Annotated in this window: 17 protein-coding genes and 1 pseudogene; 13 read left to right on the forward strand and 5 right to left on the reverse strand. The window is 71.1% G+C overall.

All coding sequences use genetic code 11. From position 1 onward, the window contains the following. The first annotated feature begins 341 nt into the window (after window positions 1-341). Window positions 342-1151: a hypothetical protein gene (locus tag OG975_RS27090; RefSeq protein WP_406331984.1), complete on the forward strand. Its 810-nt coding sequence runs from the start codon at window positions 342-344 to the stop codon at window positions 1149-1151. A gap of 205 nt (window positions 1152-1356) precedes the next feature. Here OG975_RS27090 and disA read toward each other — a convergent pair whose 3' ends face one another. Continuing rightward, on the reverse strand, window positions 1357-2481 hold the full coding sequence (disA, locus tag OG975_RS27095) for a DNA integrity scanning diadenylate cyclase DisA (RefSeq protein WP_406331985.1): 1125 nt from the start codon (window positions 2479-2481) through the stop codon (window positions 1357-1359). 68 nt (window positions 2482-2549) lie between these two features. Further along, the gene (gene radA, locus OG975_RS27100) at window positions 2550-3959 is read right to left on the reverse strand and encodes a DNA repair protein RadA (protein WP_327430649.1); all 1410 of its coding nucleotides are present in this window, start codon (window positions 3957-3959) and stop codon (window positions 2550-2552) included. 196 nt (window positions 3960-4155) lie between these two features. Between radA and OG975_RS27105 the strand changes: the two genes are divergently transcribed. Further along, window positions 4156-5928, forward strand: a complete 1773-nt coding sequence (locus OG975_RS27105) for a BACON domain-containing protein (protein ID WP_406331986.1) — start codon at window positions 4156-4158, stop codon at window positions 5926-5928. A gap of 93 nt (window positions 5929-6021) precedes the next feature. Here OG975_RS27105 and OG975_RS27110 read toward each other — a convergent pair whose 3' ends face one another. Continuing rightward, window positions 6022-6882, reverse strand: a complete 861-nt coding sequence (locus tag OG975_RS27110) for a hypothetical protein (protein ID WP_406331987.1) — start codon at window positions 6880-6882, stop codon at window positions 6022-6024. A 71-nt stretch (window positions 6883-6953) separates the two neighbouring features. Here OG975_RS27110 and OG975_RS27115 point away from each other — a divergent pair, with 71 nt between their 5' ends. The 4 genes from OG975_RS27115 to ilvD all read left to right on the forward strand — a co-directional run bounded on the left by OG975_RS27115 (window position 6954) and on the right by ilvD (window position 11820). Beyond that, window positions 6954-7886, forward strand: a complete 933-nt coding sequence (locus OG975_RS27115; RefSeq protein WP_406331988.1) for a Ppx/GppA family phosphatase — start codon at window positions 6954-6956, stop codon at window positions 7884-7886. A 450-nt stretch (window positions 7887-8336) separates the two neighbouring features. Next, complete coding sequence (locus tag OG975_RS27120) at window positions 8337-9161, forward strand: sugar phosphate isomerase/epimerase family protein (RefSeq protein WP_406331989.1); 825 nt, start codon at window positions 8337-8339, stop codon at window positions 9159-9161. Further along, on the forward strand, window positions 9158-9775 hold the full coding sequence (locus tag OG975_RS27125; RefSeq protein WP_406331990.1) for a TetR family transcriptional regulator: 618 nt from the start codon (window positions 9158-9160) through the stop codon (window positions 9773-9775). The genes OG975_RS27120 and OG975_RS27125 overlap by 4 nt, the downstream gene beginning before the upstream one ends. 191 nt (window positions 9776-9966) lie before the next feature. Next, a complete protein-coding gene (gene ilvD / locus OG975_RS27130) occupies window positions 9967-11820 on the forward strand; it encodes a dihydroxy-acid dehydratase (protein ID WP_406331991.1) in 1854 nt (617 codons plus the stop codon). Window positions 11821-11899: 79 nt separating this feature from the next. Here ilvD and OG975_RS27135 read toward each other — a convergent pair whose 3' ends face one another. Continuing rightward, window positions 11900-14059 carry a protein kinase domain-containing protein gene (locus OG975_RS27135; RefSeq protein WP_406331992.1) on the reverse strand — a complete coding sequence of 720 codons (2160 nt, stop codon included), beginning with the start codon at window positions 14057-14059 and terminating at the stop codon, window positions 11900-11902. Between the two features lie 134 nt (window positions 14060-14193). On the opposite strand from OG975_RS27135, the gene OG975_RS27140 reads away from it, so the two are divergent. From OG975_RS27140 to OG975_RS27155, 4 genes and pseudogenes are all read left to right on the forward strand, one after another. After that, the gene (locus OG975_RS27140; RefSeq protein ID WP_406331993.1) at window positions 14194-14514 is read left to right on the forward strand and encodes a peptidase; all 321 of its coding nucleotides are present in this window, start codon (window positions 14194-14196) and stop codon (window positions 14512-14514) included. A gap of 80 nt (window positions 14515-14594) precedes the next feature. Beyond that, a pseudogene (locus OG975_RS27145) lies at window positions 14595-14836 on the forward strand (hypothetical protein). A gap of 52 nt (window positions 14837-14888) precedes the next feature. Beyond that, on the forward strand, window positions 14889-15386 hold the full coding sequence (locus OG975_RS27150; RefSeq protein WP_406331994.1) for an EamA/RhaT family transporter: 498 nt from the start codon (window positions 14889-14891) through the stop codon (window positions 15384-15386). 297 nt (window positions 15387-15683) lie between these two features. Next, window positions 15684-16499: a class I SAM-dependent methyltransferase gene (locus tag OG975_RS27155; protein WP_406331995.1), complete on the forward strand. Its 816-nt coding sequence runs from the start codon at window positions 15684-15686 to the stop codon at window positions 16497-16499. On the opposite strand, the gene OG975_RS27160 is transcribed toward OG975_RS27155, so the two are convergent. Then, window positions 16463-17884, reverse strand: a complete 1422-nt coding sequence (locus OG975_RS27160) for a SulP family inorganic anion transporter (RefSeq protein ID WP_406331997.1) — start codon at window positions 17882-17884, stop codon at window positions 16463-16465. The genes OG975_RS27155 and OG975_RS27160 overlap by 37 nt on opposite strands. A 311-nt stretch (window positions 17885-18195) precedes the next feature. On the opposite strand from OG975_RS27160, the gene OG975_RS27165 reads away from it, so the two are divergent. The 3 genes from OG975_RS27165 (at window position 18196) to proC (ending at window position 20932) form a co-directional block, all read left to right on the forward strand. Further along, window positions 18196-19062: an ABC transporter ATP-binding protein gene (locus tag OG975_RS27165; RefSeq protein WP_406336482.1), complete on the forward strand. Its 867-nt coding sequence runs from the start codon at window positions 18196-18198 to the stop codon at window positions 19060-19062. After that, window positions 19059-19901 carry an ABC transporter permease gene (locus OG975_RS27170; RefSeq protein WP_406331999.1) on the forward strand — a complete coding sequence of 281 codons (843 nt, stop codon included), beginning with the start codon at window positions 19059-19061 and terminating at the stop codon, window positions 19899-19901. Before OG975_RS27165 ends, OG975_RS27170 begins: the two co-directional genes overlap by 4 nt. Window positions 19902-20122: 221 nt before the next feature. Continuing rightward, window positions 20123-20932, forward strand: a complete 810-nt coding sequence (gene proC / locus OG975_RS27175; RefSeq protein WP_330306453.1) for a pyrroline-5-carboxylate reductase — start codon at window positions 20123-20125, stop codon at window positions 20930-20932. Window positions 20933-20956: the final 24 nt, after the last annotated feature.

The raw sequence follows: 20956 nt of genomic DNA on the forward strand, positions 1-20956 counted from the left end.
CTCCGCCCCAGACCCCGGGGGTGGGTTCTTCGGGTGCGGGTGGGTGGGGGCTGGTCCAAAAGATTGCGCAGTTCCCCGCGCCCCTAAAAACGGAGGCGGGCGGGGGATTGCGGGGCGCAGCCCCGCTTTCAGGGGCGCGGGGAACTGCGCGAGCAACCCCCACCGGCGCGCGGCCGACGAACAAGCCCCGGGGTCGAAGGGGCGGAGCCCCTGGGGGATGGGACGGGTAGGGGCGGCGGGGGCGAACAACGGGCTGTGGCCGGGATGATGATCCGGAAAAGTTGATGTCGGGGCGGCGGGTGGGGCGAGCGGCGGGGCGGATCTCTCGTACAGTTTGCGCCGTGGGATCTCTGCGCAATCCGGTCGGGCCGCTTCCCTCCACCATCTACTGGCGTCGGAGGGCCGTTCTGCTGTCCATGGTCGCCCTGTTGGCGCTGCTCATCGTGTGGGTGGTCGGCTCCGGCGGCGGAGGCGCCAAGAACAACGCCGGTGACTCCAACGGCAAGAATCCCGCGCCCTCGACCATCACGCCCGGCCCCTCCGGCTCCGGTCCCGCGATCAGCCAACACCCGGGCGGCCGCGACGAGTCGAGCGGCAGCGCCGGCAGCGGAGGAAGCGGGACCGGCGACGGATCCGGGTCCGGTTCCGGGGACTCCAGCGGCAGCGGCAGCTCCTCCACCGGTGGGTCCGACGACGGATCCAAGAACGGCGGCGGCTCGGGCGAGCAGCTTCCCGCCGGGTCCGGTCTCCCCAACTGCACCGCCGGTGGCGTGAAGTTGATCCTGCGCAGCGTGCACAACACGTACGCCCCCGGCGAGACACCCACGTTCGAGCTCACCGCCAAGAACTCCTCAGCCGGTGACTGCAAGGTCGATCTCGGCCCGAAGAGCGCAGTACTGACGATCACTCAGGCGGAGAGCGACACCGGAATCTGGGCGTCGGACGACTGCCCGAAGAGCGCCGCCGGCCTCCTCTTCCGGGTGCCGGCCGGCGGACAGGTGACCCACACGGTGGAGTGGGACCGCAAGGGCAGCGCCCCCGAGTGCGCCACGCCTCCGGCGGGTTCGGCCTCCGCGGGTACGTACTTGGTGGAGGCGACCGCACCGGGGCTGGCGAAGGCCCAGACGTCGTTCGTGCTCTCCAAGGACTGAAGCACTGGAACAGGACCAGGGCTGAAGCACTGGTCGAGGACGAGGACGAGGACGAGGGCGAGGGTTAAGGAGAGGGCGAGGGGCTCACGCCCCGGTTCGCCCGTTCCCCGCCCCGCTGCTCTTCGCCCGTCGGCCCCTCTACCTGCCCAGCCGTCTACCCGCCCACCCGTCTACCCGCCCCGCCGTTTACTCGCCCAGCCGTCGGCTAGACGTACCGCTCCAGAATCGACGACTCCGCCAGCCGCGACAGCCCCTCGCGGACACTGCGCGCCCGCGCCTCGCCCACCCCGTCGACCGTCTGCAGGTCGTCCACGCTGGCGGCGAGCAGCTTCTGTAGTCCGCCGAAGTGCTCCACAAGGCGGTCGATGATCGCGCCGGGCAGGCGCGGAACCTTGGCGAGGAGGCGGAAGCCGCGCGGGGAGACGGCGGAGTCCAGCGCCTCGGGGGAGCCGGTGTAGCCCAACGCACGTGCCACGGTGGAGAGTTCGAGGAGCTCCGCGTGGCTGAGCGCGTCCAGCTCGGAGAGGGCCTCGTCGACCGTGCGGGAACGCTTGGCGGTCGGCTCGGGCACGTAGTCCCGTACGACGAGTTCACGCTCGGGCTCGACGCCGGCGATCAACTCGTCCAGCTGGAGGGCGAGAAGACGCCCGTCGGTGCCCAGTTCGACTACGTACTCGGCGATCTCGGTGGCGATGCGCCGCACCATCTCCAGGCGCTGGGCGACAGCCGAGACGTCGCGGACGGTGACGAGGTCCTCGATCTCCAGCGCTGACAACGTTCCCGCGACCTCGTCGAGGCGGAGTTTGTAGCGCTCCAGGGTCGCGAGGGCCTGGTTGGCGCGGGAGAGGATCGCCGCCGAGTCCTCCAGGACGCGGCGCTGACCGTCGACGTACAGCGCGATCAGGCGCATCGACTGGGAGACCGAGACGACGGGGAAGTCGACCTGCTTGGAGACCCGGTCCGCGGTGCGGTGCCGTGTGCCCGTCTCCTCCGTGGGGATCGTCGGGTCGGGCACGAGCTGCACGCCCGCCCGCAGAATCTTGGTGATGTCCTTGTCGATGACGATGCCGCCGTCGAGCTTGCACAGCTCGCGCAGGCGGGTCGCGGTGAACTCGACGTCCAGCACGAAACCGCCGGTGCACATCGACTCGACGGTCTTGTCCCAGCCGAGCACGATGAGTCCGCCGGTGTTGCCACGGAGAATCCGCTCAAGCCCGTCGCGCAGGGCTGTGCCTGGTGCCACGGCGCTCAGTGAGGCGCGCATCAGGCCATCGGCACCGGAGCTCCCACCGGATTTTCCGGGAGCTGCTGCCCGGTCGTTGGCTGCCACTGCACTCCTCCGGTCGCAGGTTTCCGGTCGCCCTCTGTTCGTACGGACGGGCGAGACCAGGGCAAAGTCTACCGGCGCTCTTCCTCCTCCCGTGGGGCCTCTCGACGACGGGAGCGCGGGAGGACCCGCAGGGCGTCGCCCATGTCGGCGACTTCCAGGACCTTCATACCGGGAGGGATCTTGCCCGGGTCCGTCGGTACGAGGGCGTGCGTGAAGCCCAGGCGGTGGGCTTCGGCGAGCCGGCGCTGGACTCCCGTGACCCGTCTGACCTCGCCCGCGAGCCCCACTTCGCCGATCGCCACGAGGTTTTTGGGGAGGGGGGTGTCGCTCGCCGCGGAGGCGAGGGCGAGCGCGATCGCGAGGTCTGCGGCGGGCTCGGAGAGCTTCACGCCGCCGACCGTCGCCGAGTAGATGTCCCGCTTCCCGAGGGCCGTGATCCGGCCGCGCTGCTCCAGAACGGCCAGCATCATCGAGACGCGGGAGGTCTCCAGACCGGACGTCGTACGACGGGGGGAGGGGATCTGCGAGTCGACCGTGAGCGCCTGGACCTCGGCGACCAGGGGGCGGCGGCCCTCCAGGGTGACGGTCAGGCAGGTGCCCGGGACCGGCTCGGCGCGGCGGGTCAGGAACAGGCCGCTCGGGTCGGCGAGGCCCGTGATGCCCTCGTCGTGCAGCTCGAAGCAGCCGACCTCGTCCGTCGTCCCGTAACGGTTCTTGACCCCTCGGACCAGCCTGAGGCGCGCGTGCCGGTCGCCCTCGAAGCTGAGGACGACGTCCACGAGATGTTCGAGCAGGCGGGGGCCCGCGATCGCGCCGTCCTTGGTGACGTGGCCCACGAGGAGGGTGGACATGCCGCGGTCCTTGGAGGCGCGGATGAGCGCTCCGGCGACCTCCCGCACCTGGGCCATGCCGCCCGGCGCTCCGTCGATCTCCGGGGAGGCGACCGTCTGCACGGAGTCCAGGATGAGCAGGGACGGCTTCACCGCGTCCAAGTGGCCGAGGACGGCGGCCAGGTCGGTTTCGGCGGCCAGGTAGAGGTGGTCGTCGATCGCCTTGATGCGGTCGGCGCGGAGGCGCACCTGGCTCGCCGACTCCTCACCCGTCACATACAGCGTGCGGTGCTCGTCGCTCGCCGACTTGGCCGCCACGTCGAGCAGGAGCGTGGACTTGCCGACCCCCGGCTCGCCCGCGACCAGGACGACCGCACCGGGCACGAGCCCGCCGCCGAGGACGCGGTCCAGCTCGGGCACGCCGGTGGAGCGGGCGGTGGCCTGCCGGCCGTCGACCTGCCCGATGGGAACCGCGGAGGTGGTGACGCGGCCCGGAGTCGTCGTCCGTACCGCGGGCGCGCCGTACTCCTCGACCGTCCCCCACGCCTGGCACTCGGGGCAGCGGCCGAGCCACTTGGCCGTCTGCCAGCCGCACTCGGTGCAGCGGTAGGACGGCCGGTCCTTCGCGGTTTTCGTACGGGCAGCCATGCACGGAACCGTAGCCGAGCCCACTGACAGTCCGGCCCCGCATGTCATATGCCATGGCCTGCCATCGCCGCCCGTGAAGGCCCAGGCCATGGAATCGGAGGTTCGTGTCCCCTTTTGAGGGATCGTTTCACCCGTACGGATTAAATGTGCTCAAGGGGGAAGAAGGGGCCACCCCCGGGCGCCTACGGTCGCACGGGTGATGAGCAGCAGTCCGGAGACCTCCACGCACACCACCGGCGCACACCGGGCGCACGGAGACGCGCGCAAGCGGGTGGCCACGCCCCGTGGCGCGCACACCCGCACCATGGCTCAGCGCCCTCCCGCGCGCTACGAGCCCTATCTGGACGGCCTGTTCACCTACTGCCTGTCCGTGCTGTGCGACCACGACGCGGCCACCGCCGCCCTCGGGGACGTCCTCGCACTGGCCGAGCGCCGGAGCCCGCGCGGCCCGGAGTCCGCGGACGACCGCAGGGCGTGGCTGTACGCGCTCGCGCGCTGGTCCTGTCTGCGCAAACTGACCGAGGCCCGGCACAGGCGCCAGGCGGCGCACGCCTCCGGGCGCCGCGCGCCCCACAAGGACACCGCAGGCCGGCGCGCCAAGGGCGCCGCCGACCGGCGCGCGGCCGAGGCGCTGAGCGCCCCCGTGTCCGAAGAGGCCCAGGCGCAGCGCCAGCGCGAACTCGCCCTGCTGGCCTGGCCGGAGGCCGCCGGCACCACCCCCGAGCAGCGTGAGGCGCTCGAACTCGCCGTGCGCCACCAGCTCGCCGCCCACGAGGTCGCCGCCGTCCTCGGCATGGACCTCGCCAAGGCGCGTGAGCTGCTCGCCTGCGCCGCCTGCGAGGTCGAGCGCACCCGCGCGGCCCTCGCCGTGGTGGAGACCGGCACCTGCCCGAGCGTCGCCCGCCTCACCGGCGACAATCAGCTCGTCCTGAGCGCCACCCTGCGCCGCGAACTCGTCCGGCACGTCGACGACTGCCCGCGCTGCCGCCGCACCGCCGAGCGCGCGGTCCCCGGCGCCTGGCCCGGCACCAGCGTCACGCCCGCCGCGCTCCCGGTCCTGGAGGCGCCGCGCGCCGCCCTGCACGTCGCGATGGCGCACGCCCCCCGCGCGCGGGGCAGCGCTCCGCGCTTCGACCGGCGCGGTTTCCCGATGGACCCCAAGGACCACGCCGCGCGAAGGGACCGTCTACGCGCGCGTGCCGTCACGACCACAGTCGTCGCCACGGTGGTGGCCGCGCCCGTCCTCGCCCTCTGGGCGGCCTACCGTGGCGCGCCCCTCACCGGCGAGGGCACCGACGGCAGCTCCGTCACCGCGAGCGAGGCGCACGGCCCCGACGGCATCAACGGCGAAGAGGCGGGCGGTTACGAGAACGCGGGCAACGCCAGCACCAAACCCGACGCCCGTTTCACCAAGGGCAGCCGCTCGCCCGATGTCTCCGTGGAAGTCATCAGCACCCCGGGAAGCACCCCGGGCCAGAACGCCGGACACCTTTCCGTGGCGGCCGGCAGCAGCGGTGACACGACCCTCGTCACGCTGACCGCGTCCGGGAGTTCACCGGTGCACTGGTCCGCGCACACCGGGGTGTCCTGGCTCTACCTCAGCCAGTCGTGGGGAACCCTCGAACCGGGCGAATCGTTGACGATCAAGGTGTACGTCGATCATCTTCGCGAGCCGGTGGGCCCCTGGAGCGCGCGGGTGTCGATCGCACCGGCGGGCGCCGTGGTCACGATCGACGGGTATGGGAACGCGGGCCCGTCCGGCCCCGGCGGCCCGGGCCCCGACCCGACGCCCAGCGACCCGACCCCCTCCGACCCCGACCCCACCCCGAGCGACCCGACCCCGACCCCGACGCCCAGCGATCCAACGCCGTCCGACCCCCAGCCGACCCCCACGGACTCGGCCCCCTCCGACCCGGAGGGCTCGACGCCACCGCCCAGCGACAGCGGCGACCCGAGCCCGTCCTCGTAAGCCTGGTGGGGCTAGTGGGGCTAGTCAGACTGGTGTGGCTGGTGGGACGCGGCGCACCGGGTCGACCGGGACTCCCACCGTGCTGGCCGGGACTCAGCCCACCGGGTCGGCCGGATGCGGTGCCAGGAGCGGCAGCTGCGAGGCGAGCCGTGCCTCGCAGAGCTCGACCAGGCGGCCGTACCCCTCCTTGCCCATCAGCTCGATCAGCTCCGGACGGTAGGAGACGTACACCGGGTCGCCCGCGCCGTGCGCCGAGGTCGCCGAGGTGCACCACCAGTGCAGGTCGTGGCCGCCGGGACCCCAGCCACGGCGGTCGTACTCGCCGATGGAGACCTGGAGCACCCGGGTGTCGTCGGGCCGGTCGATCCACTCGTACGTCCGGCGCACGGGCAGCTGCCAGCAGACGTCCGGCTTGGTCTCCAGCGGCTCGCGGCCCTCCTTGATCGCCAGGATGTGCAGCGAGCAGCCCGCGCCGCCGGCGAACCCGGGCCGGTTCTGGAAGATGCAGGACCCCTGGTACGGCCGGGTCTGCCGGTCGCCGTCCTCGTCCTCCGAGACCCAGCCGGTGGCCACGCCCACGTCATGGTGCTGCCAGATGTCCGGCGTGAGCCTCGCGACATGCTCGGCCACCCGCTTCTCGTCGTCCTCGTCGGAGAAGTGGGCGCCCAGAGTGCAGCAGCCGTCGTCGGCGCGGCCCGCCTGGATGCCCTGGCAGCCGCTTCCGAAGATGCAGTTCCAGCGAGAGGTCAGCCATGTCAGATCGCACCGGAAGACCTGCTCGTCATCGGCCGGATCCGGAAATTCCACCCATGCGCGAGCGAAGTCCAGCCCCTTCTCGTCGGACACGGAGACCTTCTTCGGGGACTTCTTGGACGTGGACGCCTTCGCCTGCGAAGAACTCTTCGACGATCCCTTGGAGGATTTGTCGGGCTTCGCCTTTTTCGTCTTTGGCACGCGTCCAGGGTAAGTCGCTTCTGCCCGCTCCGGGGACGGTCGACGGCCGGAGGCGCAGTAGCGTTCCGTACATGAGACTCGGTGTCCTCGACGTGGGTTCGAACACGGTGCATCTGCTGGTGGTGGACGCCCACCCCGGCGCGCGCCCGCTGCCCGCGCATTCGCACAAGGCCGAATTGCGGCTGGCCCAACTGCTCGACGAGAGCGGGGCGATCGGCCCCGAAGGCGTCGAAAAACTGATCAAGACGGTCCAGGACGCGCTGGAGGCGGCCGAGGACAAGGGCGTCGAGGCCATGCTGCCGTTCGCGACCTCCGCCGTACGCGAGGCCAGCAACGCCGACGATGTGCTGGCCCGGGTGCAGGCCGAGACGGGCGTCGAGCTCCAGGTCCTGACCGGGGCGGAAGAGGCCCGGCTGACCTTCCTGGCCGCCCGCCGCTGGTTCGGCTGGTCGGCGGGCAAGCTGCTCGTCCTCGACATCGGCGGCGGCTCCCTGGAGATCGCGTACGGCATCGACGAGGAACCGGACGCGGCCGTGTCGCTGCCGCTCGGCGCCGGCCGGCTGACCGCGGGCTGGCTGCCCACCGACCCGGCCGACCCCGCCGACGTGAAGGCGCTGCGCCGCCATGTGCGGGCCCAGATCGCCCGTACGGTCGGCGAGTTCAGCCGCTTCGGCGCCCCCGACCACGTGGTCGCCACCTCCAAGACCTTCAAACAGCTCGCCCGCCTGGCCGGCGCCGCCCGCTCCACCGAGGGCCTCTACGTCCAGCGCGAACTCAAGCGTCGCACCCTTGAGGACTGGGTCCCCCGCCTAGCCTCCATGACCGCCGACGAACGCGCCGAACTCCCCGGCGTCTCCCCGGGCCGCTCCAGCCAACTCCTCGCCGGCGCCCTGGTGGCCGAGGGCACCATGGACCTCTTCGGCGTGGAAACCCTGGAGATCTGCCCCTGGGCCCTACGCGAGGGCGTCATCCTCCGCCGCCTCGACCACATGGCCTCGGAGTAGACACGTAGAAGCAGGCGGCTCCACGAGCATGATCCCCGCGCGCTGAAGGGGGCGCGGGGCTGTGACTTTGTGCGGTTCGCCGCGGGTGCGCGCCCAGCCACAACTGACAACCCGCACGGTCATGAGGCCCGAGCCCCGAAAGGGGCGCGGGGAACTGCGCGCCCAGCCACAGACAACCCGCACGGGCCCACGGCGAGCCCCCACCCCAGGGGCGCGGGGCTGTGACACTGTGCGGCTCCGCCGCGCGGGCGCACCCAGCCACACACAACCCGCACCCGCCCACGACAGCCCCCGCAACGGAGAATAGGCGCCCGACCACAGGCCACCACCCCCACCCGCAGGCCACCCCCACCCCGGCCGGAGGCCACCCCGGCCGGCAGCCACAAGAACCCCCGGCCGAAGCGAACCACCCCCGCCGAACCGCCGGAGGCACCCCGTACTCTGTCCCTCGTGGCAGAACCAGTCGTACGCATCCCGGATGCGAAGGTCGCGCTGTCCACGGCGTCCGTGTATCCGGAGTCGACGGCGACGGCCTTCGAGATCGCCGCACGCCTCGGCTACGACGGCGTGGAGGTCATGGTCTGGACCGACCCGGTCAGCCAGGACATCGAAGCCCTCCGCCGCCTCAGCGACTACCACCAGATCCCGATCCTCGCCGTGCACGCCCCCTGCCTGCTGATCACCCAGCGGGTGTGGTCCACCGACCCGTGGATCAAGCTCCAGCGCGCCCAGGCGGCGGCCGAGAAGCTCGGCGCGAGCACCGTCGTCGTACACCCCCCGTTCCGCTGGCAGCGCCAGTACTCACGTGACTTCGTCAGCGGGATCTGGCGGATGGCGAACGAGACGGACGTACGGTTCGCCGTCGAGAACATGTACCCCTGGCGTTACCGCGACCGCGAGATGCTGGCGTACGCCCCCGAATGGGACGTCACGAAGGACGATTACCGTCACTTCACGATCGACCTCAGCCACACGGCGACCGCCCGTACCGACGCCCTGCAGATGATCGACCGCATGGCCGACCGCCTCGGCCACGTCCACCTCGCCGACGGGAACGGCTCCAACAAGGACGAGCACCTCGTCCCGGGCCGCGGCACCCAGCCCTGCGCCGAGCTGCTCGAACGCCTCGCGCTCTCCGGATTCGACGGCCATGTCGTCATCGAGGTCAACACCCGTCGCGCGATGTCCAGCGTCGAACGCGAGGCGGACCTGGCGGAGGCCCTGGCCTTCACCCGGCTCCACCTCGCCTCCGCGGTGAAGGTGCCCCGCCGGTGACGGACGCCGCCCCCCGCCGCGGCCGGGGACGCCCCACTCGTACGCAGACGGAGGCGGCCCCCGCCACCCGCGACCGCATCCTGGAGGCGGCCCGCGAGGAGTTCTCCGAGCGGGGCTACGAGAAGACGTCGGTCCGCGGAATCGCCAAGGCGGCCGGGGTGGACTCCGCGCTCGTGCACCACTACTTCGGCACGAAGGAACAGGTCTTCGAGGCGGCCATCGAGGTCGCCTTCGCGCCCGCCCTCGGCGCCCCGGACGCGGTCGAGGAGGGCCCCCTCGACTCCGTGGGCGAGCGCCTGACCCGCTTCATCCTCGGCATCTGGGAGAACCCGGCGACCCGCACCCCGCTGCTCGCGATCCTCCGCTCCGCCGTGAACAACGAGACCGCGGCCGCCGTCTTCCGCCGCCTGGTCGCCACCCAGCTGCTGCGCCGCATCGCCGGGCAGCTGGACGCCCCCGACGCGGAACTGCGCGCCGAGCTGGCGGCGGCGCAGCTCGTCGGGATCGCGATGCTGCGATACGTGATCAAGGTCGAGCCCCTGGCGTCGGCGGACCCGGAACAGATCGTGGCAAGGGTGGCGCCGGTGGTGCAGGGACACCTGACGGCCCCCTAATACAGGGCCACCTGACGGCCCTCGAACCGGGACGAGGACGAGCCCAGCCACGTACGGCCCACGTACGGCCCACGTACGATCCGCAGCCGAAAGCCGAGACAGGCATCCCGCATTTCGGACACCCTGTCCGTATCGTGGCGCACCGGCGTACGCTCGACAGCAGTCACACATCTCCGAAGGAGCGAGCGACGATGCCCGAGCTGAGGTCCCGCACAGTCACCCACGGACGCAACATGGCGGGCGCACGCGCCCTTATGCGCGCCTCCGGTGTACCGGGTGCGGACATCGGACGGAAGCCGATCATCGCGGTCGCCAACTCCTTCACGGAGTTCGTGCCCGGCCACACCCACCTCCAACCGGTCGGCCGCATCGTCAGCGAGGCCATCACCGCCGCCGGAGGCATCGCGCGCGAGTTCAACACGATCGCGGTCGACGACGGCATCGCGATGGGCCACGGCGGCATGCTGTACTCCCTCCCGTCCCGCGACCTGATCGCGGACTCGGTCGAGTACATGGTCGAGGCCCACTGCGCCGACGCCCTGATCTGCATCTCGAACTGCGACAAGATCACGCCCGGCATGCTGATGGCGGCCCTGCGTCTGAACATCCCGACGGTCTTCGTCTCCGGCGGCCCCATGGAGTCCGGCCGCGCCACCCTGGTCGACGGCACGGTCCGTACGCTCGACCTGGTCGACGCGATCTCCGACGCCGTGAACGACAACATCTCGGACGAGGACATCCTCCGTATCGAGGAGAACGCCTGTCCGACCTGTGGCTCCTGCTCCGGCATGTTCACCGCCAACTCGATGAACTGCCTGACCGAGGCCATCGGCCTGTCCCTCCCCGGCAACGGCTCGGTGCTCGCCACGCACACCGCCCGCAAGGGTCTGTACGAGGACGCGGCCCGCACGGTCGTCGAGATCACCAAGCGCTACTACGACGGTGACGACGAGTCGGTGCTGCCCCGCAACATCGCCACGCACGCCGCGTTCGAGAACGCCATGGCCCTCGACATCGCCATGGGCGGCTCCACCAACACGATCCTGCACCTGCTGGCGGCCGCCCAGGAGGCGGGCGTCCCCTTCGGCCTGGACGAGATCAACGAGGTCTCGCGCCGGGTGCCGTGCCTCGCCAAGGTCGCTCCGAACGTGGCGAAGGACCGCACGTACTACATGGAGGACGTGCACCGCGCGGGCGGCATCCCGGCCCTGCTGGGCGAGCTGCACCGCGCCGGCCTGCTGAACGAGGACGTCCACACGGTCCACAGCCCGTCCCTCTCGGACTGGATGAAGACGTGGGACGTGCGCGCCGGCTCCCCGTCCCCCGAGGCGATCGAGCTGTGGCACGCGGCCCCCGGCTGCGTCCGCTCCTCCGAGGCCTTCTCCCAGTCCGAGCGCTGGGAGGCCCTGGACGAGGACGCCGAGGGCGGCTGCATCCGCTCCGCCGAGCACGCGTACTCCAAGGACGGCGGCCTGGCGGTCCTCAAGGGCAACCTGGCGGTCGACGGCTGCGTCGTGAAGACGGCGGGCGTCGACGAGTCGATCTGGACCTTCGAGGGCCCGGCGGTCGTCTGCGAGTCGCAGGACGAGGCCGTCGACAAGATCCTCAAGAAGGAGATCACGCACGGCGATGTCGTCGTCATCCGCTACGAGGGCCCCAAGGGCGGCCCGGGTATGCAGGAGATGCTCTACCCGACCTCCTTCCTCAAGGGCCGCGGCCTCGGCAAGACCTGCGCCCTGATCACCGACGGCCGCTTCTCCGGCGGCACGTCCGGCCTGTCCATCGGCCACGCCTCCCCGGAGGCCGCCTCCGGCGGCACGATCGCACTGGTCCAGGACGGCGACCGCATCCGCATCGACATCCCGAACCGTTCGATCGAACTGCTCGTGTCGGACGATGAGCTGGACACACGCCGCGCCGCCCTCAACGGCGTCTACGCCCCGGCGAACCGCGACCGCAAGGTCTCGGCCGCCCTCCGCGCCTACGCCGCGATGGCGACGAGCGCGGACAAGGGCGCGGTGCGGGACGTCTCGAAGCTGGGCTGACACGTCTTCGACACCGGCTGACGCTTGGTCTGTGGGGCCGCTCCTTCGGGGGCGGCCCCTTTCCATGTCACCTTCCGTGTCACCAGGCCGAGGGATCGCGCGCGTCGACCGCGAAGAGGGAGCCGTCGGGGGCGGTGGAGTAGACCTTGTTGTTGGCGGCGAGGGGGGCCGGGAGCACGTTGACGAGCGAACCCCGCTTGTCACCCAGGCGCGCCTTCGTCTGCCCGAGCAGGGTGCCATGGGCGGTGTCGACAGCGAGGAGGCGGCCGTCCGCGGCGGTGAGGTAGAGACGGTGTCCGGCCACGGTGGGGGCCGAAGCCCAGCTGACGGACGTCTCCATCCGCCATACCTGGGCCGACGTCTTGGTGTTCATGGCCACCAGCGCACCGCCGTCGGCCAGCAGATAGACCGTGTCTCCCTGTACGACGGCCTGCACCCCGGGCAGCGGGAAGCGCAGCTCGACACGCCTGACGGTGCGGTCGGCGACGTCGTATCGCACGATGGCCTCCGTGTACTGGGCGGTGTTCGTCGAGGTGAACCAGAGCACGCCGTCATGGGCGCCCACGAGGTTCAGCGAGTTGTCCATGCGCCGCTGCCAGCTCATGGCGCCGGTCTCCGGATCCACCGCGGCCACTCGGGTCTGCCCTCCGGCCAGCGTCACGGCGTACGCGACTCCGTCCCCGTACGAGGAGAATCTCGGCAACGACTGCCCAGGGATGGCGTGTTGCCACATCTGCTTGCCGGTCGCCGCGTCGAGCGCGGTGACCTTGGAGTCGCGGCCGGTGAGCAGAACGACGCCGCCGACGTGGGCGATGCCGCCGTCGTAGCGCGTGACGTCGCGGCTCCACCGGGTTGTCCCCGTGGCGGGATCGAGCGCCGTCAGCCGATGTCCACCCCGGCTGAGGACGTGCAGGAGCCCGCCGGACAACACCGGCGCGCTCGTGACGTCGTCGCTCCGCCACCCCGGGTCGCCCCGTGACCACAGCACCTCGCCGTCCGCCGGATCGACTGCGGTGGCCAGCACGCCGGCCCGGATGCAGTACAGCTTGTGGGGCGTGTACGTGCATTGCGGCTGACCGGCGGCCTTGACGCCGTGCGCGCTCAGCTCGACGTCCCACGGCTCGAAGCTGCTCTTCGACGGCTGTTCGGTGCGGCTCTCCGGGGTCGGGGTGTCCGACCAGCCGAGGAAGGCGAAGGCACCGACGCCGACGGTGAGCACGGCCGTGGCGATGGCAGCGGGAAGCCGCCAACGCCGCCCGGACCTCTTCACGGCGGCTGAGTGGGTGCGGTCGTCGGTCCGCTCCGGGCGCTCGCCTTCCGGCTGCTCCGGAGAACGTCCCTTCACGGACGGCGCCGACTCCCGCTCATTCCCGGTGCGCTGTTCGGGAATGAACGCCTGAGTGTCGTACGAGGCCGAAACCGACCGCAGCGCGGTCATCAGGTCGTCCGGTGTGGGCCGGTCCTCGGGTTCCTTGGCGAGACAGCGGGCGACGAGGTCGAGCAGATCGTCCGGTACGCCTGTCAAGTCCGGCTCGTCATGGACGACTTGATACGCCACGAGATACGGGCTGTCGGAGTCGAAGGGCCCACTCCCGGTGGCCGCGTGAACGATCACCGAGCCCAGCGCGAAGATGTCGGCGGCCGGCCCGACCTGTCGTGGCCTGCGGAATTGTTCAGGGGCCATGAACGGCGGAGTGCCGATCAACTTCCCCGTCTCCGTACGCAATTCACTGTCAGAAGGCCGCGAGATACCGAAGTCGATGACCTTCGGTCCGTCATCGGCCAGGAGTACGTTGCTGGGCTTGAGGTCGCGGTGGACAACGCCCGCCCGATGAATGTCACGCAAGGCCTCGGCGAGACCGGCCATGAGATGACGCAGCCGGGCCGGGGGCAGCGCCCCATTCCGCTTCACATGCTCGGCGAGGGTCGGCCCGGGGATGAACAGGGTTGCCATCCACGGGTGATCGGCCTCGGGGTCGGCGTCCACGACGGGCGCGGTGAAGGCACCGCTCACCCGCCGGGCGGCCGCGACCTCCTGCTTGAACCGCCCCCGGAACTCGGGGTCTTGGGCAAACTCGGCGTGTACGACTTTGACGGCGAGCCGCAACCCGGAGGCGGACCGCGCCAGATGCACGATTCCCATGCCACCGGAGCCGAGTTCCGCCTCCAGCAGGTACTGCCCGGCATAGCGCGGATGTTCCGCTTCCGGATCCGTACCCGTACTGCGCTGTGGCGGCATCACTCACCCCCGTGTGTCCGTCCGCATGCGCGACGCGCAGAGCCTAGTCGATGCTTCGTGCGAATCCTTGTCGGCTTGCTAGCCTCGGCGCACAGCATGAATTTGGCGTGAACCAATCAACGGGGGAGGCCGGAATGGCCACGGAAGACATAGAGATCACGGGCGCGGGGGAGACGGCGGAATCGGAGCCGCTGAGCGCGGCAGCGACGCTCACGTACCCGCTCGCACCCGGCTACAACGTCAACGTCCGCAGCGGCCCGGGCACGCACTACCCCGTCGTCCGCACCCTGCCGGCGGGCTCAAGCATCCCGATCCGCTGCCAGTGCCCGGGAGAGTCGGTCACCGGTCCGTACGGGACGTCGAAGATCTGGGACAACATCGCCAACGCGCAGTTCGTCTCGGACGCGTATGTGAAGACGGGCAGCGACGGCTACGTCGCGGTGCGCTGCTCCTGACGACAGCGAGGCCAACGACTGCGAGGATCCTGCTGGGCAGACGGGGGCTGCTGGCCGGAGGGTTCACCGCAGCGTTGCTGATGGTGGCGGGGGCTGCGTCCGAGGCGTCGGCCGCACTGCGCACGTAGTCCGATCGCGCCGGGTGTGCAGTTCCTTGTCCGCAGCGGCCCGGCACGCCACTTCACCATCGTCCGCACCCTGCCGGCGGGTTCCGTACGGGACGTCGAAGATCTGGGACAACATCGCCAACGGGGAGTTCGTCTCGGACGCGTACGTGAACACAGGCAGCGACGGCTACGTGACCCCGAAGTGTGACTCCTGACCGACGCCCCCTGCGAAGGCCCCGCGGCGCCCCCCGGAGCAATAATCGTCAAGTGAGCGACGAGACCAACACCGGAACCGGCACCCCCGCGGGGCCCCAGCCCGAACCCCTGCGCTTCTTCGGCACGACGTGGGTCGACCACGACGGCGGCTACACCGGCCGCCGGATCGGCGTGGCCGCAGGCTCCCTCGCCACCGCGGTGGCCGCCTGCTTCGTCCTCCGTTTCGCCTACCAGGGCCTGGCCATCGCGGACGTGGGAACACCTGTGACCCTCATGGTCGTGGTGATGTTCGCGGTGTGCAGCGCCCTCGCGTTCCGCCACACCTGGGACGCGTTCACCAAGCGCCCCGACCCCGACCGCCAGGCCTCCCTCCGCGGCCTCCTGGCCATCGGCTTCATCGGCTCCCTCCTCGCCTACTCCTTCCGCTCCCTCACGGAGGCCCCCGGCGAGAACCTCCACCGCGAGGAGTACGAAACGGCCCGCGACCAGTACACCCGCCGCACCACCCGCCGCACCGGCAACCCATCCCGAAAGCGCAACCACCGCTGAGCAGGCGGGGGTTGTTGGTTTGGCTGCGGGTGGGTGGGGGTTGGTCTAAAAGATTGCGCAGTTCCCCGCGCCCCTAAAGAACCGCCGGCCCGCCCCGGGTGCTTTTGTTTTTAAGGGGCGCGGGGAACTGCGCGCCCAGCCCCCACCGCCCCGCAGACGACTTTCAGGGGCGCGGGGAACGGCGCAATCTTTCAGGGGGGTCTGGGGGCGCAGCCCCCCGGAACGGGATGGGACGGGTAGGGGCGGCGGGGGCGAAAACCCCCCACCCCAACTCCCCCCACCCGCCACCATGAACCCATGACCCCTCCCACCCCACCAAGCCCTCCGACCCCTCCCACCCCGTCCTCCCACCCCACCCGAGCCCACTCCTTCAACACGGCGGCAGCCCAATACGCCGCCAACCGCCCCTCCTACCCACCCACCCTCTTCGAAGCCATAGAAGCCCTCGCCGACCGCCCGCTCACCGGCTCACGAGTCATGGACATCGGCGCCGGCACCGGCATAGCAACCACCCTCCTCCACCAGCGGGGCGCCACCGTCCTCGCCGTGGAACCCGGCGCCGGCATGACCGCCGAATTCCGCCGCGCCCACCCCCACATCCCGATCGTCCGAGGCAACGGCAACGCCCTCCCCCTGGCCACCGCCTCCGCCGACTTCCTCACCTACGCCCAGTCCTGGCACTGGACCGACCCGACCCACTCCGTCCCGGAGGCCCTCCGCGTCCTGCGCCCAGGCGGCGCCCTGGCCCTCTGGTGGAACACCGACGCCCTGGACGTCCCATGGATCGCGGCGGCAGCCACCCGCGCCGAGCGCTACCTCGGCATCGACCAGGTGGTCGAAAAGAGCGGCAGCGGCGCAAGAGCCGCCGCCACCCTCGCCGCCGACCCGAGCGGCCGGCTCACCTTCGCCCGCCGCCAGGTCCGCTGGAGCCGCCGCGTCCCCCTCGACACGCATCTCGCCAACATCGGCAGCCACTCGGCGTTCCTGGTCCTCGGCGAGGAACGCACCGCTGCGTTCCTCGCCGAGGAGCGACGCCATCTCCTGCCGGCCTTCCCGGAGGGAATCGTGGAGGAGACCTACGTCGTGGACCTGCTGGTGGCGACCCGTTCGTGATCCCGCCCGGCGGCCCACCCCTCCAGGGCCGCCGCACACGCGTGGTCGACATGCCGCAACCCGCCCAACTCCAGCCGTACGTCCCGGTCGTGCGGCAACGCCTCCAAGGCGTCCAGCAGCTTGGGCAGCCGGAGGAACGTGGCGTTGCCGACGACCCGTACGACCATCCCCGAGGCCCCCCGGTCCTCGGTCTCCACATGCACATGACTGATGTCCCACGCGGTCTTGGCCACGGCGAGCGCGAGCCCGACCAGCACGCCCTCGAACAGATTCCCGACGACGATCGCCACCGCGGTCACGCTCAGCACCACCACCTCCCCGCGATGCCCGCGCCACAACACCCCCACCTCCCGAACGGGCACGAGCTTGCAGCCCGCGTGCACGAGCAGCCCCGCCAGCGCCGCCACCGGAATCACCCCGAGCACCCCGGGCACCACAGCTGTGAAGAGCAGCAACCACACCCCGTGCAGCACCCGCGACACCTTCGTCCGCGCCCCGGCCTGCACATTCGCCGCACTCCGTACGATCACCGCGGTCATCGGCAGCGCCCCGAGCACCCCGCACACGGCGTTCCCCGCGCCCTGTGCGATGAGCTCCCGGTCGTAGTCGGTCCGCGGCCCCCGATGCAGCCGGTCCACCGCCGCCGCGCTGAACAAGGACTCGGCCGAAGCGATCAGCGCGAACGCCAGCACCGTCCCGATCACGCCCACTTCCGTAAGCCGCCCCACATCCGAGAGGCCCGGCGGCCGTACGGCATCCAGCAGCCCACGCACCTCGACCCGCCGCACGGACAGGTCGAACCCCCCGGTCACGGCCGACGCGAGCGCCACCGCCAGCAGCGGCGCCGGCACCACCCGCGCCCCCCGCCGCCACCGCGGCCACAGTTGCAGTACGACGACGGTGGCGCCGCCGATCGCCAACGCCACCGGATCCGCGTCACCGGCCAGCGAGGCCAGCCCCGCGATCTTCCCGAGCCCACTCGCGGGCGCGGAGGCGTCACCCATCGCGTACACCTGGCCCGCGATCAGCATGAGCCCGATCCCGGCGAGCATCCCCTGCACCACGGCCACGGACACGGCCCGGAACCAGCGCCCGAGCCGCAGCACCCCGAGCCCGAGCTGCACCAGCCCGGCCCCGAGCACCAGCACACCCAGCGCCTGGACGCCGTACGACTGCACCGCCTCGTACACGAGCACGGTGAGCCCGGCCGCGGGCCCACTGACCTGCAGGCTGCTGCCGGGCATCACTCCGGCCACCAGACCGCCGACGATCCCGGTCACCAGCCCCAGCTCGGCCGGCACACCGGAGGCTATGGCGACACCCACGCACAGGGGCAGCGCCACGAGAAACACCACGAGAGACGCGAATAGATCGGCTTTGCGCATGACAACTGCACCTCCGGTAGAGAAGCGGGAGATGCGTGGGCGCCGCACCGGGGGAGGGCGCGGCGGACGTACGGCGCGGCACGGACCGATGGGCACCCCGGCACCCCGGCATATGACCGCGCACTGAAATCCATTGTCAGGTACGGGAGTTGATCGCGCACCCCTTCCGCGTAACCGCCCCGTGAACGCGGAAGCGCACCACCCCGCCGTGCGCCGGAGCGCCCCCTTCCGATCACGCCGACGCGCGCCTGCGCCGCCGGACGCTCCGGGGCTTGACCGGCACGCACCACAGGAGGAATATTCATCACATGATGATTATTGAGTCGCGCCCACCCGACCCCGCAGGGCCACCCGACTCCACCACCCCACCCGCCGTCCGCGCCGAAAACCTCACCGTCGTACGCGGCACCCGCACCGTCCTGCGCGGACTCGACTTCGCCGTACCGCGCGGCCAGATCACCGGCCTGCTCGGCCCCTCCGGCTGCGGCAAATCGACCCTGATGCGCTCGACGGTCGGCACCCAGGCGAAAGTCACCGGCACCCTCGAAGTCCTCGGTCGCCCCGCCGGCGACCCAGCACTCCGCTCCCGTATCGGCTATGTCACCCAAGCCCCCTCCGTCTACGACGACCTGACCGTCCGCCAGAACCTCGACTACTTCGCCGCGATCCTCGACCCAGGCCGCGCCGCCGCCGAACGCCGCCACGCGGGCGTCACCCAGGCCATCACCGACGTCGACCTCACCTCCCACGCCGACTCCCTCGCCGGCAACCTCTCCGGCGGCCAGCGCAGCCGCGTCTCCCTCGCGGTCGCCCTGCTTGGCACCCCGGAACTCCTGGTCCTCGACGAACCCACCGTCGGCCTCGACCCGGTCCTTCGCCGCGACCTGTGGAACCTCTTCCACACCATCGCCGCCGAACGGAAAGCGACTCTCCTGATCTCCTCCCACGTCATGGACGAGGCCGAGCGCTGCCACCGTCTCCTCCTCATGCGCGAGGGCCAGATCCTCGCCGACGACACCCCCGACGCCCTGCGCGAACGCACCGACTCCGACACCGTCGAAGCCGCCTTCCTCCGCCTGGTCGACGAGGCGATCGCGGCGGGCAACCAGTCCGCGGCGAGCGACACGACCGACACCGCCTCCCCGTCCGGCGCCCCGCGCAAGGAGACCCACCGATGACCACCACCTCGGCCACAAGCCCAGGCACAAACCCCGTCACGGGTACGGGTACGGGTACGGGCGCGGGCCCGAGCACCGGCGCGACAGCACGCCCCAGCGCGCTCAACCTCTCCCGCACCACCGCCACCGCGACCCGAGTGCTGCGCCAGCTCCGCCACGACCCGCGCACGATCGCGCTGATGATCCTGATCCCGTGCGTGATGCTGTTCCTGCTCCGCTATGTCTTCGACGGCAGCCCGCGCACCTTCGACTCCATCGGCGCCTCCCTCCTCGGGATCTTCCCGCTGATCACGATGTTCCTGGTGACCTCGATCGCCACCCTCCGCGAGCGCACCTCCGGCACCCTCGAACGCCTGCTCGCCATGCCCCTCGGCAAGGGCGACCTGATCGCCGGCTACGCCCTGGCCTTCGGCGCCCTGGCCATCGTCCAGTCGGTCCTGGCCACAGGTCTGGCCGTCTGGTTCCTGGGCCTGGACGTCACCGGCTCCCCCTGGCTGCTCCTGCTGGTCGCCCTCCTCGACGCCCTGCTCGGCACAGCCCTCGGCCTCTTCGTCTCGGCCTTCGCCTCCTCGGAATTCCAGGCCGTCCAGTTCATGCCGGCCGTGATCTTCCCCCAACTCCTCCTCTGCGGCCTGTTCACCCCCCGCTCCAACATGCACCCCGTCCTCGAAGCCATCTCCGACGTCCTCCCCATGTCCTACGCCGTCGACGGCATGAACGAAGTCCTCAAACACACCGACATGACCGCCACCTTCATCCGCGACGTCCTGATCGTGGCGGGCTGCGCCCTGCTGGTCCTGACCCTGGGCGCGGCAACGCTGCGGAGGCGGACGCCATAGGACCGCCGCAGCTGTAGTCGGCGGTCGCGCCGCCGGGGCGCGGCACCAGCCGGTCGTAGCCGGTCGTAGCCGGTCAGCGCCGGGTTGCGCAGCCCCCGCGCCCAGCACCAGCACCGGGCAACCAAGCACCCGGCGTCCGCCCAACGGACAACCCAACCCAGCCCGCACCCCGAGTGCGAGGATGACCCCAGGACGACGCACCCCCGGAGGGCACCCGCACCATGACCCAGAAAGTCGCAGTCCTCGGCACCGGCAAGATCGGCGAAGCCCTGCTCAGCGGAATGATCCGAGCCGGCTGGGCCCCCACCGACCTCCTGGTCACCGCCCGCCGCCCGGAGCGAGCCAAGGAACTCCAGGAACGCTACGGAGTCACCGCGGTCACCAACCCGGAGGCAGCCAAGAGCGCCGACACCCTGATCCTCACGGTCAAGCCGCAGGACATGGGCACCCTCCTCGACGAACTCGCCCCGCACATCCCCGCCGACCGCCTGGTCATCAGCGGCGCGGCAGGCATCCCCACCTCCTTCTTCGAGGAGCGCCTGGCCACAGGCACCCCGGTCGTCCGTGTCATGACGAACACGCCCGCCCTCGTCGACGAGGCCATGTCCGTCATCTCCGCCGGCAGCCACGCCACCGAAGCGCACCTCGCGCACGCCGAGGAGATCTTTGGCGCCGTCGGCAAGACGCTCCGCGTCCCCGAGTCCCAGCAGGACGCCTGCACAGCCCTCTCCGGCTCGGGGCCGGCGTACTTCTTCTACCTGGTCGAGGCCATGACGGACGCGGGCATCCTGCTCGGCCTGCCCCGCGACAAGGCCCACGACCTGATCGTCCAGTCCGCGATCGGCGCCGCCGTGATGCTCCGCGACAGCGGGGAGCACCCCGTGAAGCTCCGCGAGAACGTCACGTCCCCCGCGGGCACCACGATCAACGCGATCCGCGAACTCGAGAACCACGGCGTCCGCGCAGCGCTCATCGCCGCGCTGGAGGCAGCCCGCGACCGCAGCCGCGAACTCGCCTCCGGCAACAGCTAGCAAACGCCGGCCTGAGCCAACAGC

Origin of the sequence: Streptomyces sp. NBC_00203 (genome assembly GCF_045206325.1) — a bacterium.
GTDB lineage: Bacteria > Actinomycetota > Actinomycetes > Streptomycetales > Streptomycetaceae > Streptomyces > Streptomyces lutosisoli.